Source organism: Nocardia sp. NPDC051787, assembly GCF_040681325.1.
GTDB lineage: Bacteria > Actinomycetota > Actinomycetes > Mycobacteriales > Mycobacteriaceae > Nocardia.
Map to the genome: position 1 here is coordinate 176,337 of NZ_JBFAYO010000013.1, position 16,422 is coordinate 192,758.

The following is a 16,422-nucleotide window of genomic DNA, read 5'->3' on the forward strand; positions in this document are numbered from 1 at the left end:
GAGACCATACAGCTCGCAATGACTGATTTCGTGGGCACATGGGTAACTCACCAGGTACGCCCAGAACCCGAGCGGCACCCAACGCAGGACCTGATCGCAAATCCCGCGTTGCTCGACTGGTACGGCCTAAAGACGCGGAGAGGCGGGGGAGCGGAACCGGCGGCGGCCATTGGCGAGCGCGGTGCGCAGGCCGCGGCGCTTGCCGGTCACCGGGTCGACCGTGGCGGTGGTGGCGCGGTCGCGGAATTTGCGTTCGGAAGCGGTTTCCGGGGCGTCGTCGGTGGTGGCGCGCAGGTACTTGTTCGGCAGTGCCAGCTTGAGAATCGTCCGCCAGGCTTTGAAGTACTGCACCGGCAGGGAGCCGGTGGTGTAGGGCAGGTCGTACTTGTCGGCCAGCTCGCGCACCCGCACGGCGATGTCGGCGTACCGATTGCTCGGCAGATCGGGGAACAGGTGGTGCTCGATCTGGTGGCTCAGGTTGCCGGTCATGAAGTGCATGACCGGGCCGCCGGAGATGTTGGCGCTGCCCAGCATCTGGCGCAGGTACCACTGGCCCTTGGTCTCACCGTCGATATCGTCCTTGGTGAACTTCTCCGCGCCGTCGGGGAAGTGCCCGCAGAAGATCACCGCGTTGGACCACACGTTGCGGACCGCGTTGGCGGCCAGGTTCGCGGTCAGTGTGGAGAAGAACGCGGGACCGGTGAGCGCGGGGAAGACCACGTAGTCCTTGAGGATCTGCTTGCCCATCTTGGCGAGCGCCTCGCTGCGCTTGCGCTCGAACTCGGCGCGTCCGGCGGTCCCCGGCTTGTACCGGCCCGCCGCCAGCTTGCCCAACTCCAGGTGCTGGATGGCCACGCCGTACTCGAAGAACAGTTGCAGTATCAGGTTGTAGACCGGGTTGCCCAGGTTGAACGGCTTCCAGCGCTGATCGCGGGTCACCCGCAGCAGGCCGTAGCCGATGTCGTCGTCCATGCCGAGTACGTTGGTGTACTTGTGGTGCAGGTAGTTGTGCGTGTGCTTCCAGTGCTTGGCCGCGCCGGTGTTGTCCCATTCCCACGAGCTGGAGTGGATCTCGGGATCGTTCATCCAGTCCCACTGCCCGTGCATGACGTTGTGGCCGATTTCCATGTTCTCGATGATCTTGGCGGTGCTGAGCAGGGCCGCCCCCGCCAGCCAGGCGGCACGCACCGGGCTGGCGAAGAGCACCACTCGGCCGCCGATCTCGAGAACTCGCTGCAGCCGGATGACATTGCGGATGTACTTCGCGTCGCGCTCGCCGCGCGACGCCTCGATTTCCCGCCGGATCGCGTCGAATTCCGCGCCGAGTGCTTCCACGTCGGCCTCGGTGAGGTGCGCGTATTCCTTGACATCGGAGATCGCCATGCGGGTTACCTTACCGTAAGTTACGAGATCGTAGGTTACGAAGTCGGTCGTACGGATGTGTCGGATCCCCTATTGCGATCCAGGGCCGGGACTGCTAAATTAGCGCGCCCTTCGGCGGAGTCGAAAAGGCTTGTCCCGCTTGGCTTTTTCGCGCAGCGCCGCCTGTTCCTGGCGGGCTCTTTCCTGGAGCGCGAGCGTGGCCTCGTGCAAGTGCTGCCGCTCGTGCTCGGCCTTCTCCTTCAGCGCCGCTTTGGCCTCGCGCAGCATCTCCTTTTCCTGCCGCGCCTTCTCCTGGAGCACCACCTTCGCCTCGTGCAGCGCCGAACGCAGACCGCGCCGCTTGCCCGTCTCCGGATCCACGCGCAGCCAGTGCGTGGACTCCGCGCCCGGTAGCGTCATGCCACCCAGGGACGGCAGCGTGATGCCCGCGAATTTGCGTTCCGAGGAGGTCTCCGGGGCATTGTCGGCGGTCGCCCTGAGGAACCGGTCCGGAATCGCCAGCTTGTGGATGGTGCGGAAGGCGAGCAGATACTGCTTGCCCAGCGAGCCGGTGGTGTAGGGCAGGTCGTACTTGTCGCACAGCTCGCGCACCCGCACCGCGATCTCGGGGTACCGGTTGCTCGGCAGATCCGGGAACAGGTGGTGCTCGATCTGGTAGCAGAGGTTGCCGCTCATGAACGCCATGGCGGGACCGGCTTTGAAATTGGCGCTGCCGAGCATCTGGCGCAGGTACCACTCGCCGGGGGTTTCGTTCTCCAGCTGCTCGATGGTGAACTTCTCCGCGCCGTCGGGGAAGTGGCCACAGAAGATCACCGCGTACGCCCACAGATTGCGCACCAGATTGGCCATCGCGTTCGCCTTCAGCGTCTGTTTGAAGGCCGGTCCGGTGAGCGCGGGGTAGATCAGGAAGTCCTTGGCAACTTGACGGGAGATCTTGCGGCCGAATTCCCGGTTCGGCTGCGACATCAGCTGCCCGCCGGGCGTGCCGGACAGCTCCTTCTCGATGCTCCAGTCGTGCAGCGCGATGCCCCACTCGAAGGTGGCGGCCAGCAGCAGGTTCGCCAGTGGCTGGATCAGGTGGATCGGACGCCACGGCTCGTCACGGGTCATCCGCAGGATGCCGAAGCCGAGATCCTCGTCCTTGCCCAGAACGTTGGTGTAGGTGTGATGGGAGTAGTTGTGCGCGCGGCGCCACTGCGAGGAGGGCCCGGTCATGTCCCACTCCCAGGAGGTGGAGTGGATCTCCGGGTCGTTCATCCAGTCCCATTGCCCGTGGCTGACGTTGTGCGCGAGCTCCATGTTCTCGATGATCTTGGCGACCGAGAGCAGCGCGGTGCCGGTCAGCCAGGCCCAGCGCTTGCGGCTGCCGAACAGCACGGCGCGGCCCGCCATTTCGAGACCGCGCTGCGCCGCGATCGCCCGCCGGATGTACTTGGCGTCGCGCTCGCCACGGGACAACTCCACCGAGCGCCGGACGGAATCCAGTTCCTGCCCCAGTGTCTCGATGTCGGTCACCGTGAGGTGGGCGAACGCCTTGATGTCGGTGATGGCCACCGGGGTCCTTTCCCTACTCGATCCAGGGTCGAGGGTACCTGCCGGGTTATACGTCCAGGGTGCAATCGCCGGCGGCGGCGGAGACGCAGGTCTGTACCTTGTCGCCCTCGCGGCGCTCGTCGCCATTGCGCAGGTCGCGCACATGGCCGGAACTGATCGTGACGACGCAGGTCTGGCAGATGCCCATCCGGCAGCCGAACGGCATCTGCACGCCGGCCGACTCGCCCGCCTCCAGCAGGCTGGTCGCGCCGTCCACCGCCACGGTGCGTCCGGTCTTGCCGAAGGTCACCGTGCCGCCCGTGCCGACCGCGGAGCGCTCGATCTCGAACCGCTCCACGTGCAACCGATCCGACCGGCCCGCGTCGCGCCAATGCTTCTCGATCTCGTCGAGCATCCCGGCGGGTCCGCACGCCCAAGTGTGCCGTTCGCGCCAGTCGGGGAATTCGGTGTCGAGATCGGCGAGTGCGAACTTGCCGCGTTCGGCGGTGAGATGCAGGCGGGTGCGGAAACCGGGATTGCGGTCGTGCAGGTCGCGCAGCTCAGCGCCGAACATCACGTCGTCGGCGGTGCGCGCGGAATGCAGGTGCACCACGTCGGTGAAGACCTCACGGCGGTCCATCGCGCGCAGCATCGACATCACCGGGGTGATACCGCTGCCCGCGGTGAGGAACAGCACCTTCTCCGGTGGCGGGGACGGCAGCACGAATCCGCCCTGCGGCGCGGCGAGCCGGACGACGGTGCCCACCGGAACGCCGCTGACCAGGTGGCTGGACAGGAAACCTTCCGGCATCGCTTTCACCGCGATGGAGATCAGCCGCTTGCCGCCGTGCCCTGGCGCGGACCAGTCGGGCGGACAGGTCAGCGAGTACGAGCGCCAATGCCAACGTCCGTCGACCAGGAGGCCGATGCCGATGTACTGGCCGGGTTGGTAGGTGAAGTCGAAGCCCCACCCCGGCTGGATCACCAGCGTCGCGGCGTCGGCGGTTTCCTTGCGGACCTCCACGATGCGCCCGCGCAGCTCGCGGGCCGACCACAGCGGGTTGGCCAGATGCAGGTAGTCGTCCGGCAGCAACGGGGTGGTCACTCGCGCCACGGCGCCACGCAGCACGTTCAGCTTGCCGCCGCGCTCGGCGACACTCGCCGCGGGCGCCTCCAGCCACGCGCGGATGCCTCGCACCGAGAAGCTGCCAATTTTCGAACCCATCGCTGCCGTCGGTCTCCCTGTTGTCGGTTGCGCGGCCGTCTCATCGCGCGAACGCGGCCTCGGCAGCAAGGTTACGGCATCGTAGGTTACCGCGGCTGGGCGAGCCCGCGAACGGCGTGGCATTCAGAGCAGTTCGAGCAGGAACGGCAACTCCTGCGCGGCATACCAGGCCAGCTGGTGATCTTCGGCGTCACCGAGGACGAACTCGGCGTCGGTGTCGCCGAGATCGGCCGCGTCGACCACGTCGACGGCTTTGGCGACCTGCGGTTCGGCATCGGCCAGGTCGACGTGCACCGACGCGATCTGCTGGTAGCTGATCGGACCGGCAAGCCGGACCACCGCGTCGTCCAGGTCGGGCCGCAGCTTCGCGCCGGTCACGTCCGCGGCGACCACCGCGCGCCGGTAGACCGGGCCACCGGTGACCGGTGCGGCGTCGTCCGGTTGCTCCGATTCGGCGATGTCCGCCGATTCGCCGATCGCCTCGCGTTCGGCGGCGAGCAGCCGCAGCGAGGCGCGGGCGGCCTCGGCCATGGCCACTTCGCCGAGTTCCTCGTCGTCGCCGGAGGCATACGCCTCGCGTAGCCTCGGCGTCACCGCGAACGCGGTCCCGCCGACGGCGGCCAGCACCCGGTCGGCGACCAGCTTGCGCAGCATCGGCACCGTCGCCGGGATATAGACCCGCAGCTTGTTCTGATCAGATGCAGGCACCGAGCATCTCCTCCATGGAATCGCGCACCGCCGCTTCCAGCACGCCGATATCGGCCATCGCGTCGCGGTCGGCGTTGAGACCGTAGAAGACACGTCCGTCGTAGGACGTGATCCCGATGCTCAATGCTTGTTTGCGCAGCAATGGCGATACCGGATACATCTCCAGCATCCGCGCGCCGCCGATGTACATCGGCGCCTGCGGACCCGGCGCGTTGGTGATCACCAAGTTGAACGTGTGTTCTGCGAACGTACTCGCCGCGCGCACGCTCATCGCATGCAGGCTGGCCGGAGCGAACCCGGCCAGGTGCACCAGGGTGCGTGCGCGGACGGCGCGCCGCTGGCGGCCGTTGGGCTCGGTGGCGTGCGCGATGTGCGACAGCCGTATCACCGGATTCGGCTCGCCGACCGGCAGGTCGATCAGGAACGACGACACCTCGCTCGCCGCCTGCGCCTGGTTTCCTTCGCCCCCGTGGACGTACACCGACATCGGCACCACCGCCCGCAACGTCGTGGACTCGGTCAGCGCCTCACCGCGCGACAGCAGCCAGTTGCGCAGCGCGCCGGTGACCACCGCGAGGATCGTGTCGTTGATCGAGCAGTCGAAGCGCCCGCGGATCGCGCGATAGTCCTCCAGTTCGGTGCGCACCACCGCGAAGCGCCGGGTCCGTGAGGTCGGGGTGTTCAGCGGGCTGTCCGGGGCGCCGGTCGCCGCGGCGCGCACCGCCGAGATCACCGACTCCACCGCCTTGCCCGCGGTACCGAGCATCGCGAACGCGCTCGCGCTCGCGTCGCGGGCCACCTCCAGCGCCCTGCGCGGCTGAGCCGCGAGATGGCCCAGCGCGCCGACCAGCAGTTCGAGGTCGCCGGGTTCGCGCGGCGCGATCCAGGCGTCGTCGGCCAGCTCGCGCGGCGCGGGTCCGGTGTCGAGGATCACGTGGCCGATCTCCAGTGCGGTCTCGCCGTCGACCAGCGCCGAGTGCGACTTGGTGAAGATCGCGCAGCGGCCGTCGGACAGTCGTTCGATCAGGTACATCTCCCACAGCGGCCGGGCCGGATCCAGCGGGTGCGAGGCGAGCCGGGAGACGAGTTCGTGCAGCTGCTCGTCCGTGCCCGGGCCGGGCAGCGCGGAGCGCCGGATGTGGTAGGTGATGTCGAACCGGCTGTCCTCCACCCAGACCGGGCGGCCGAGCGACAGCGGGATCTCCCGCACCTTGCGCCGGTATCGCGGCACCAGCGCGAGCCTGCTCTCGACCAGATCGACCAGCCGGTCGTAGTCCAGGATCGGCGTGGCACTGTCGCCGGGCTCGGCGTTCCGGACGATCGCGAGGGACCCGATATGGATCGGATTGCTGCTCGATTCGAGCCGGTAGAACGCCGTGTCCTGCGGCGTCAGTCTCGTGATCACGCTGCCCGGTACTCCTTTTCCCGATGCCGCCCCCGCCTATTGTGCTGCCGCAGCAACCGTTACCCGGGTCGTTGTGGCATATCCGGTGAATTCGTGCACTGCTTTGCCGGCCCAGGCGCTGTACCACGCTGCTGCTCCGAGCCCGGCAAACCGATTCGATCACAGCCGGAACCGGGATGCACAGTGAACGCATCCGGCCGCGCGCTACGTGTCGAAGCAGCGCCATGGGCACCGCTCGCGCGTTCGAAGCCCGCACATCCAGCGCCGCAGTCGTCGGCCTACGCAACCGCACCCGTCCGACTCCGCTTCGAGCCCAGCGAGACCCCGGCATCGGTCGCGGGCCCGGCTCGCATCTGAGCGGCCGCCGGGTAAACAAAACGCTAGAGTGGCCAGCAGCGGTCACCTATCCGGCTACGACGGGCCAGCAAACGTCGAGGCCTCGCTGTTGCCACTCTGCGTGACCACGCGGCCCGGCTCCCGCTTTCGAGCGAAGCGACCGAGCATTGCCCGTACGCGAGCCACAGATGGGCCGCGAACACGCCGCGACGAAGTCGCGGCCAAACCAGCACAGCCGCGAACACGCAGCGCCGCAGGCGCTGCATATCGGACAGAGCATTACCATGAAGCGTGCAGCGGATTCCGCGCGACCGCGTGGGCCCGCACCGGCCCGGGGGCCGACGACACGATTGACACACCGACCAGAGGACTGACGAGACCCGTGCCTGCGCTGACACTGACGAGGTTGCTTCGGATTGGTGAGGGTCGCATTGTCAAGCGGCTCTCGCATTTCGCCGACCAGATCCTCGCCTTCGAGCCGGACTACGAAGACCTCAGCGACGCCGAGCTGCGGGCCAAGACCGACGAGTTCCGTGAGCGCTACGCCGAGATGGTCGCCGACGGCGAGAGCGATCCGCTCGGCCAGCTGATGGCCGAGGCGTTCGCGGTCGCGCGTGAGGCGTCCTGGCGGGTGCTCAGCCAGAAGCACTACAAGGTGCAGGTGATGGGCGGCGCCGCGCTGCATACCGGCAATATCGCCGAGATGAAGACCGGTGAGGGCAAGACCCTCACCTGTGTGCTGCCCGCCTACCTGAACGCGATCAGCGGCGATGGCGTGCACGTCGTCACCGTGAACGACTACCTGGCCAAGCGCGACGCCGAGTGGATGGGCCGCGTGCACCGCTTCCTCGGCCTCGAGGTCGGCGTGATCCTGTCCGGTATGAGCCCGGCCCAGCGCCGGTCGGCCTACAACGCCGACATCACCTACGGCACGAACAACGAGTTCGGCTTCGACTACCTGCGCGACAACATGACCCACTCGCTGGACGACCTGGTGCAGCGCGGGCACAACTTCGCCGTCGTCGACGAGGTCGACTCCATCCTCATCGACGAGGCCCGCACCCCGCTGATCATCTCCGGCCCGGCCGATGCCTCCTCGAAGTGGTACGCCGAGTTCGCGCGCATCGCGCCGCTGCTGAAGAAGGATCTGCACTACGAGGTCGACATCAAGAAGCGCACCATCGGCGTGCACGAAGCGGGCGTCGAGTTCGTCGAGGACCAGCTCGGCATCGACAACCTGTACGAGGCCGCGAACTCGCCGCTGGTGAGCTACCTGAACAACGCGATCAAGGCCAAGGAGCTCTACGCCCGCGACAAGGACTACATCGTCCGCGACGGTGAAGTGATCATCGTCGACGAGTTCACCGGCCGCATCCTGGTCGGGCGCCGCTACAACGAAGGCATGCACCAGGCGATCGAGGCCAAGGAAGGGGTGGAGATCCAGCCGGAGAACCAGACCCTGGCCACCATCACGCTGCAGAACTACTTCCGCCTCTACGACAAGCTGTCCGGCATGACCGGCACCGCCGAGACCGAGGCCGCCGAGCTGCACCAGATCTACAACCTCGGCGTGGTCCCCATCCCGACCAACAAGCCGATGGTCCGCGCCGACCAGTCGGACCTGATCTACAAGACCGAAGAGGCCAAGTTCTCCGCCGTGGTCGACGACGTCACCGAGCGGCACGAGAATGGCCAGCCGGTGCTGATCGGCACCACCAGTGTCGAGCGCTCGGAGTACCTGTCCAAGCAGTTCACCAAGCGCGGCATCCCGCACAACGTGCTGAACGCCAAGTTCCACGAGAAGGAAGCCGAGATCATCGCCGAGGCCGGGCGGCCGGGCGCGGTGACCGTCGCGACGAACATGGCCGGTCGTGGTACCGACATCGTGCTCGGCGGCAACCCGGACATCATCGCCGACATCCTGTTGCGCAAGCAGGGCCTCGACCCGCTGGAGACGCCGGAGGAGTACGAGCGGGCCTGGCTGCCCACGCTGGATCAGGTCAAGGCCCAGACCGCCGAGGACGCCGACGCGGTGCGCGAGGCGGGCGGGCTCTACGTGCTCGGCACCGAGCGCCACGAGTCGCGCCGCATCGACAACCAGCTGCGCGGCCGCTCCGGCCGTCAGGGCGACCCGGGCGAGTCCCGCTTCTACTTGTCGCTTGGCGACGAGCTGATGCGCCGGTTCAACGGCGCCGCGCTGGAAGCGATCATGACACGGCTGAACCTGCCCGACGACGTACCGATCGAGGCGAAGATGGTCTCCAAGGCCATCAAGAGCGCACAGACCCAGGTCGAGCAGCAGAACTTCGAGATCCGCAAGAACGTCCTCAAGTACGACGAGGTGATGAACCAGCAGCGCACCGTCATCTACGGTGAGCGCAACCGGATCCTGCGCGGCGAGGACATGGAGGGCCAGGTCCAGAGCATGATCACCGACGTGATCACCGCCTATGTGGACGGCGCCACCGCGGAGGGCTACGTCGAGGACTGGGATCTGGAGAAGCTGTGGACGGCACTGAAGACGCTGTACCCGGTGCGCCTGGACTACCGCGACCTGACCGGCGAGACCGAGATCGGCGAGGCGGGCGAGCTGACCCGTGAGGAGCTGCTCGAGGCGCTGCTGGACGACGCGCACGAGGCCTACGAACGCCGCGAGGCGGAGATCGATGGTCTCGCGGGCGAGGGCAGCATGCGCAATCTCGAACGGCAGGTGCTGCTTTCGGTACTCGACCGCAAGTGGCGTGAGCACCTCTACGAGATGGACTACCTCAAGGAGGGCATCGGCCTGCGCGCGATGGCGCAGCGCGACCCGCTGGTGGAGTACCAGCGCGAGGGCTTCGACATGTTCAGCGCGATGCTAGAGGGCCTCAAGGAGGAGTCGGTCGGCTTCCTGTTCAACCTGCAGGTCGAGGTCGCGCAGCCGCAGCCGGAAGGCGTTGCGGTCGAGCCGGGCCTGCGTTCCCCGGTCGGCGCGATGGCCGCCGCCCCGCACCCGCTTCCCACCGAGGAGGCCCGCGTCGCCAACGGCCACGCCGCTCCGGCCGCCCTGCGCGCCAGGGGTATCGACGAATCCGCCCCGCGCGGCTTCAGCTACTCGGGTCCCGACGAGGGCGGCCGCGCCGCGGTGCACAGCGACGCCGAGGAATACGGCGTCGACGGTGGCCCCCAGCCCACCCGCCGCGAGCGCCGCGAGGCGGCCCGCGCGGAGGCGAAGGGCAAGCGCGGCCCGAAGTCCCGCCGTCGGCACTGAGTCACCGAATCACGAAGGCGTCCAGGTATTCCTGGGCGCCTTCGTTCATGTCGTGGAGCTTCGTGCCGGATTTTCGAGTTCGGCGAGCAAACCACCACAGTGTCTGTAGCACATCCGTAGTCGTGGCGTAGCATGACGCTATGACATCCGCGGCGCCCTTCTCCCAGCCCGAGCTTCCGGAGATCCCTCAGCGCGAGTTCCGCAACAACTCCGGCCGGGTGCTGCGCGAGGTGCGCGCCGGTCGGGCCTACACCATCACGGTGGATGGCGCCCCGGTCGCGGACCTGGTTCCGCATCGACGCGCCCACCGACGGACGGCTGTGCCCCGTGAGGAGGCTCTGGCGCTCTTCTCAGGGATCGGTTCCGGAGCGACCACACCGGACGTCGCCGATCTCATCGACGACTCGCTCTACGACCCCTACGATCGCGCGTACCGACGCGGCGAGTTCGCCCCGGAGCCTGGGCAGTGACAAAGGCGCAGGATGGTCGAGGGCTCATCGACACCAACGTCCTGATCCTTCTCGACGGGCTCGACCCCGCCGAACTCCCCGACGAGTTGGTGCTCAGCTCGGTGACGATGGCCGAACTCGCGGCAGGCCCGCATTTCGTCGCCGATCCAGTGGAGCGAGCGATGCGGATCGAACGACTCCAGGCGGCAGAGGCGGCCTTCGAACCGCTTCCCTTCGACGCTCGAGCGGCGCGCCGCTACGGCCATATCATCGCCGCCGTTCTCGATGCGGGCCGCAATCCGAAGCCGCGCCGAATCGACCTGATGATCGCAGCAATCGCGTCGGCGAACCGCCTACCGCTCTACACGGTGAGTCCTGATGACTTCAAAGGCCTTTCCGCGATGGTGACCGTTGCATCGGTCACCCATCCGGACAGTCGCTGACCGGTTGTCTCGATCGCTCGACGCAGCCACGGCCCCACCATGGTGGCTTCGAAACCTCCACTGAACGTGCGAACCGGCGTAGTTTCCCTGGAATGGACCGTGCGGCTGTGGAGACATGGGTGGCCGGGTACGAGCGAGCCTGGCGTTCGGCGGGCACGGAGCAACTCGCCGAGTTGTTCGCCACGGACGCCGTGTACGTGGTCTCGCCGTGGGCGCAGCCGATTACCGGTCTCGGCGCTCTCGCCGGATTCTGGGAACAGGGCAGGGACGGGCCCGACGAGCCGTTCACCATGCGGTCCCATATCGTCGCGGTGGACGGGGATACCGCCGTGGTGCGTGTGGAGGTGGAGTACGCGCGGGACACTCCGGCGCACTGGCAAGACCTGTGGATTCTGCGTTTCGACGATGCCGGCCGCTGCACGTGGTTCGAAGAATGGCCGTTCGCGCCCGGGCAGCCGGACGGGCACTGATCGCCGGCGGGAGTTCGGCCTACCAGAGCTCGTTGGAGGCGAGGGCGGCGAGCAGGCGGCGGATGGCTGCCACGCGGTGCTCTTTGCCGGTGAGCTCGTTCAATGCGCATTCGGGGTCGGCGGGCGGGCCCAGGTGGGTGCAGCCGCGTGGACAGTCCTCGATGGCTTCGGCGAGATCGGTGAAGGCGGCGATGACGTCGTCGGGGGTGATGTGTGCCAAGCCGAACGACCGGACGCCAGGAGTGTCGATGACCCACCCACTACCGGGCAAGGGGATCGCGACGGACTGGGTGGAGGTGTGCTTGCCCTTGCCCACGCCGGAGACCTCACCGACAGCTCGAGCCGCGTCCGGCACAAGGCGATTCACCAGAGTGGACTTGCCGACGCCGGAGTGGCCGATCAGCGCGGTGAGACGGTCGGTGAGCAGATCCAGCACCGGGTCGAGTGGATCGTCGATGCCGCCGTAGACGATGGTGAGGTCGAGATCGTCGAAGGCAGCGGCGAATTCGGAGTCGGCGGCCAGATCGTGTTTGGTCAGGCACAGAATCGGTTGCAACCCACCGGCATACGCCGCGACCATGGCGCGTTCCACGAAGCCGGTGCGCGGCGGCGGGTCGGCGAGCGCGACCACGATGAACAGTTGCTCGGCATTGCCGACCACGATCCGCTCGTACGGATCGGTGTCGTCGGCGGTGCGGCGCAACACCGTTCGGCGGTCGGCGACCCGGACGATGCGGGCGAGAGTGTCCGGCCGCCCGGACAGATCGCCCACCACGTCCACTTGGTCGCCCACCACGATCGGAGTGCGGCCCAGCTCGCGCGCCCGCATGGCGACGATCCGGCGATCCACGTCGCCGTCGAGCACACACCCCCAGCGGCCCCGGTCAACGGAGACCACCATGGCGGACTCGGCATCGCTGTGCTGCGGCCGGGTCTTGGTGCGCGGACGCGAACTACGCCCCGGACGAACCCGCACGTCGGATTCGTCGTAGCTGGCCGTGGAACGTCTCCGGCTCAGGGCGCCGCTCCTTCGTCGGACAGCGCCGGATCGAGCATCCGCTCCCACAGGGCGACGAAATTCGGCAGGGTCTTGGCCGTGGTCCCGATGTCCTCGATCTCGACGCCGGGCACCCGGAGGCCGAGAATCGCGCCCGCCGTGGCCATCCGGTGATCGGCGTAGGAATGCCACTTGCCGCCGTGCAACTCGGTGGGCACGATCTCCAGTCCGTCCTCGGTCTCGGTCACCTTGCCGCCGAGCCGGTTGATCTCGGTGGACAGCGCGGCCAGCCGGTCGGTCTCGTGGCCACGCAGATGGGCGATGCCGCGCAGCACGCTCGGGGAGTCGGCCAGCGCGGCCAGCGCGGCGACGGTCGGGGTCAGCTCGCCCACGTCGTGCAGATCGATGTCGATCCCGGCGAGCCGGTCGGGGCCGTGCACGGTGAGCACACCGTCGAAGATCCTCGCCTCGGCGCCCATCCGCACCAGGATCTCGCGGATCACGTCGCCCGGCTGGGTGGTCAGCCGCGGCCAGTGCGGGATGCTCACCGTGCCGCCCGTGATCGCGGCCGCGGCCAGGAACGGGGTGGCATTGGACAGGTCCGGCTCGACTTCCCAATCCACCGCGCGGATCGGCCCGGGTTCCACGGTCCAGGTCTGGGCTTTGAAGCTGTCCGCGGGCGCTTGCACCCGCACGTCGGCGCGGCGCAGCATCTCCACCGTCATCTCGATGTGCGGCATCGACGGCAGTGCCTTACCGTCGTGGTGCACTACCAAGCCCTCGTCGAAGCGGGCGGCCGACAGCAGCAGACCGGACACGAACTGCGACGACCCGGATGCGTCGATGGTCACCGTGCCGCCGCGCAGCGCGCCCTTGCCGTGCACGGTGAACGGCAGCGCGTCACCGGCGATGTCCGCGCCGAGCGCGCGCAGCGCGTCCAGGATGGTGCGCAGCGGTCGGATCCTGGCCTGCTCGTCACCGTCGAATGCGACGTCACCCGACGCCAGCGCCGCGAGCGGCGGCAAGAAGCGCATCACGGTGCCGGCCAGCCCGCAGTCGACCGTGCCACCGCCCAGCGGCGCCGGGGCGACGGTCAACGTGTCACGCTCGCCCTCGATGCGCGTACCCAGCGCGCGCAACGCGCCGATCATCAGGTTCGTGTCCCGGCTACGCAGCGCACCGGTGATCGTCGAGGGTCCATCGGCCAGAGCGGCGAGGATGAGCGCCCGGTTCGTGATCGATTTCGATCCGGGCAGGGTCACGGTCGCGTGCACGGGGACATCGACATGGGGCGCTGGCCAGAAGTTCACCCGTCCATCATGCACTGTGCTTGTTATGCAGCGCCTGCGGCGCTGCGTGTTCGCGGCCCCCTTGTGGCTCGCATCCGAGCGACCGACGCTTGCGACTTCGTCGCTTGCGCGTCGGCCGCTCGGACGTGCGCCGGGCCGCGAACGGGCAATGCTAGGTCTCGCTTCGCTCGGAAACGGCGGTTCGGCCGATGTGGTTGCGTGGGGGCGGAAAACCGCGGCACGGGGTGTTGCGGCTGGCTATTCGCCGTGCCTAGGGCAACCACTTCGGCCCGAACGCGAGACGTGCCAGAGCTGTGCTCGAAGACGCGCACGCCACGGCCGGGTCTTCTTACTTATGGCGGCCGTGGAGGACGGGGACGAGCTTGCGCAGCAGCTTCATCGTGGAGGCGGTCCGCGTGTAGCTCAGCAGCGCCATGCCGGGAATGGCGAAGCGCTGCACGGCGATCGAGTGCGGGCGGACGAACTCGCGCAGGCCGGGTTCGCCGTGGATGCGGCCGATGCCGGAGTCGCCGACGCCGCCGAAGGGCAGGCCGGGGATGGCGGCGAAGGCGAGCACGGAGTTCACCGAGGTGGCGCCGACGCGCAGCCGACGCGCGATCTCCAGGCCGCTCTTCTTCGAGTACACCGCGGAGGACAGGCCGTACTTGGACTTGTTGGCCAGCTCGACCGCCTCGTCCACGCCGTCGACGGTGCGGATGGTGATGGTCGGGCCGAAAGTCTCCTCGCACACCGCCTCGGAGTTCTCGTCCACGTCGACGAGCACCACCGGCTCGATGAACGGCGCCTTGACCGACTCGGGGCCGCCGAGCACGGCGGTGCCGCCGTTCTTCAGCGCGTCCTCGATGTGGCGGCGCACCACGTCGACCTGGCTCGGCATGGTCATCGGCCCGTAGGCGGCCTTGTCGTCCGAACCGGGCTTGATGTCGCCGAGGATGCGCTTGACCTCGGCGAGGAACTCCTCGCGCACCGCGCGGTCCACGTACACCCGCTCGACGCCCGCGCAAGTCTGGCCGCTGTTGGCGGTGGCGCCCCAGGCGACCGCGTCGGCGGCGGCCTTGATGTCGGCGTCGGCGGCGACGATCACCGCGTCCTTGCCGCCGCACTCCAGCAGCACCGGCGTGAGTTTCTCCGCGGCCGCGGCCATGATCCGCTTGCCGGTGGCGGTCGAGCCGGTGAAGGCGATCTTGTCGACGTCCGAGCGCACCAGCGCCGCGCCGGTGGCGCCGTAACCGTTGATCGTGATGAAGACGCCCTCGGGCAGTTCGGGGTTGGCCTCGGCGAACGCGTCGGCGAGGAAATTGCCGATGCTGGTGGAGTATTCGCTCGGCTTGAACACGACGGTGTTGCCCGCGGCCAGCGCGTAGGCGATCGAGCCGTTCGGCGTGTAGACCGGGTAATTCCAGGGGCCGATCACGCCGATGACACCGAGTGGGCGCAGTTCCAGCCGGGCGCTGAAGTTCGACATCAGCGCACCGGGGAAGACCCGCTTGGGCCCGAGCACTTTCTTGGCGTGCTTGGCCGCCCAGGAGATGTGCTCGAGCGCGAGCATCAGTTCGAGGAACGCGTCGTCGAGCGGCTTGCCGTTCTCGGCGTGGATCAGTGCGCAGAACTCCTCCGACTTCTGCACCAGCTTGCTCGACCAGCGCAGCAGATGCGTACGCCGCTCGTCGAAACTCAGTGCCCCCCAAGTGGCCGCCGCCGCGCGGGCCTTCGCGACCGCGGCGGCCACCGCGGCGTCGTCGGCGATGACGTGGGCGCCGATCACCTCGCCTGTCGCCGGATTCACCGACGTGAGGGCCGTGTCGTGGTCGGCCGGTCTGGTGTCGGTTGATGTCACAGTGGGTCTCCTCTTGCCGTCTTGCGGTGGGCGGTCGATGCGCACGCCGGAATGGACGGGCAGACCGCCTCTCCGATGAGAGAATGCTATGTCAAAACTCTCAACAGGTCATCGGTTATGGGCCAATTGTCCCCGACACTGTCGGTGGCGGGTGGGAGTATCGGGGATATGTGCGGACGATATGCGACCACCACCAACCCGGGCAGGCTCGCGGCCGAGTTGGACGCGATCGACGAGACCGAGACGACGGACCAGGGCTCCTTCACCAACTACAACGTCGCTCCCACCACCCAGGTCCTCACCGTGGTCGAACGGCACGACCAGGGGCGTAAGGACGACGATCCGAAGCGTCGTATCCGGCGTATGCGCTGGGGGCTGATCCCGGTGTGGACCAAGGCTGCCGAGCCCGGTGTGCCGGTCAAGGGCAAGCCGTTGTTCAACGCCCGCGCCGACAAGGCCGCCACCACGCCCTCCTTCCGCGACGCGGTGAAGTACCGGCGCTGTCTGGTGCCGATGGACGGTTGGTACGAGTGGGTCGTCGAACCGAACACCGAGCCGGGGACGAAAGGCAAAGTGCTCAAACATCCGTACTACATGGCCGACGCCGACGGTTCGCGGCTCTATATGGCGGGGCTGTGGTCGGTGTGGCGCGACCGTTCCCAGCCGGAGAGTGAGCCGCTGCTGTCGTGCACCATCCTCACCACCGACGCGGTCGGCGACCTCACCCGCATTCACGACCGCATGCCGCTGCCCATGCCACGGGAACACTGGGACGCGTGGCTGGACCCGGATCACCCGGCCCCGGCGACGCTGCTGGAGACCCCGAGCGAGGAGACGGTCGCCACAATCGTGCCGCGGCCGGTGCCCGCGCTGGTCAACAGCGTGCGCAACAACGGCCCGGAATTGCTTGCCCGAGTGGAGGATCAGGAGCAAACCGGGCAGATCAGCTTGCTGTGAGCTCGCTGTGCCTGCTTGGCGGCGCCTGCCGCGCTGCGTGTTCGCGGGCACCCCTTATGGCTCGCGTCCGAGCGGCCACCGCTTGCGACTTCGTCGCTTGCGTGGCGGCCGCTCGGACG

The 16,422-nt window shown here is 68.0% G+C and carries 13 protein-coding genes; 5 read left to right on the top strand and 8 right to left on the bottom strand.

The annotated features are described in order from the left end of the window. Nucleotides 1–126 precede the first annotated feature (126 nt). The 5 genes from AB0M45_RS16575 to AB0M45_RS16595 form a co-directional block, all read right to left on the bottom strand. Nucleotides 127–1,383, bottom strand: a complete 1,257-nt coding sequence (locus AB0M45_RS16575; protein WP_364328979.1) for a fatty acid desaturase — start codon at nucleotides 1,381–1,383, stop codon at nucleotides 127–129. A gap of 99 nt (nucleotides 1,384–1,482) precedes the next feature. Beyond that, entirely contained in the window at nucleotides 1,483–2,937 is a 1,455-nt protein-coding gene (locus tag AB0M45_RS16580) for a fatty acid desaturase (RefSeq protein WP_364328982.1), read from the bottom strand. 46 nt (nucleotides 2,938–2,983) lie between these two features. Then, nucleotides 2,984–4,141: a ferredoxin reductase gene (locus AB0M45_RS16585; RefSeq protein WP_364328985.1), complete on the bottom strand. Its 1,158-nt coding sequence runs from the start codon at nucleotides 4,139–4,141 to the stop codon at nucleotides 2,984–2,986. Between the two features lie 123 nt (nucleotides 4,142–4,264). Further along, complete coding sequence (locus tag AB0M45_RS16590; protein WP_364329042.1) at nucleotides 4,265–4,795, bottom strand: hypothetical protein; 531 nt, start codon at nucleotides 4,793–4,795, stop codon at nucleotides 4,265–4,267. A gap of 40 nt (nucleotides 4,796–4,835) precedes the next feature. Then, on the bottom strand, nucleotides 4,836–6,254 hold the full coding sequence (locus tag AB0M45_RS16595; RefSeq protein WP_364328988.1) for a wax ester/triacylglycerol synthase family O-acyltransferase: 1,419 nt from the start codon (nucleotides 6,252–6,254) through the stop codon (nucleotides 4,836–4,838). Nucleotides 6,255–6,972: 718 nt separating this feature from the next. On the opposite strand from AB0M45_RS16595, the gene secA reads away from it, so the two are divergent. The 4 genes from secA to AB0M45_RS16615 all read left to right on the top strand — a co-directional run bounded on the left by secA (nucleotide 6,973) and on the right by AB0M45_RS16615 (nucleotide 11,202). Then, complete coding sequence (gene secA, locus AB0M45_RS16600; protein ID WP_364328991.1) at nucleotides 6,973–9,840, top strand: preprotein translocase subunit SecA; 2,868 nt, start codon at nucleotides 6,973–6,975, stop codon at nucleotides 9,838–9,840. Nucleotides 9,841–9,980: 140 nt separating this feature from the next. After that, a complete protein-coding gene (locus AB0M45_RS16605; RefSeq protein WP_364328994.1) occupies nucleotides 9,981–10,310 on the top strand; it encodes a type II toxin-antitoxin system prevent-host-death family antitoxin in 330 nt (109 codons plus the stop codon). Next, nucleotides 10,307–10,732 carry a type II toxin-antitoxin system VapC family toxin gene (locus AB0M45_RS16610; RefSeq protein WP_364328997.1) on the top strand — a complete coding sequence of 142 codons (426 nt, stop codon included), beginning with the start codon at nucleotides 10,307–10,309 and terminating at the stop codon, nucleotides 10,730–10,732. The genes AB0M45_RS16605 and AB0M45_RS16610 overlap by 4 nt, the downstream gene beginning before the upstream one ends. Before the next feature lie 92 nt (nucleotides 10,733–10,824). Then, the gene (locus tag AB0M45_RS16615) at nucleotides 10,825–11,202 is read left to right on the top strand and encodes a nuclear transport factor 2 family protein (protein ID WP_364329000.1); all 378 of its coding nucleotides are present in this window, start codon (nucleotides 10,825–10,827) and stop codon (nucleotides 11,200–11,202) included. Between the two features lie 19 nt (nucleotides 11,203–11,221). On the opposite strand, the gene rsgA is transcribed toward AB0M45_RS16615, so the two are convergent. The 3 genes from rsgA to AB0M45_RS16630 form a co-directional block, all read right to left on the bottom strand. Beyond that, nucleotides 11,222–12,220, bottom strand: coding sequence for a ribosome small subunit-dependent GTPase A (gene rsgA, locus AB0M45_RS16620; RefSeq protein WP_364329045.1), 999 nt, complete (start codon nucleotides 12,218–12,220; stop codon nucleotides 11,222–11,224). Continuing rightward, the gene (gene aroA / locus AB0M45_RS16625; RefSeq protein ID WP_364329003.1) at nucleotides 12,217–13,509 is read right to left on the bottom strand and encodes a 3-phosphoshikimate 1-carboxyvinyltransferase; all 1,293 of its coding nucleotides are present in this window, start codon (nucleotides 13,507–13,509) and stop codon (nucleotides 12,217–12,219) included. The genes rsgA and aroA overlap by 4 nt, the downstream gene beginning before the upstream one ends. Nucleotides 13,510–13,837: 328 nt before the next feature. Next, nucleotides 13,838–15,346 (bottom strand): aldehyde dehydrogenase family protein, encoded by a 1,509-nt coding sequence (locus AB0M45_RS16630; RefSeq protein ID WP_364329006.1) that lies wholly within the window; start codon nucleotides 15,344–15,346, stop codon nucleotides 13,838–13,840. Between the two features lie 168 nt (nucleotides 15,347–15,514). Here AB0M45_RS16630 and AB0M45_RS16635 point away from each other — a divergent pair, with 168 nt between their 5' ends. After that, nucleotides 15,515–16,303, top strand: coding sequence for an SOS response-associated peptidase (locus AB0M45_RS16635; RefSeq protein ID WP_364329009.1), 789 nt, complete (start codon nucleotides 15,515–15,517; stop codon nucleotides 16,301–16,303). Nucleotides 16,304–16,422: the final 119 nt, after the last annotated feature.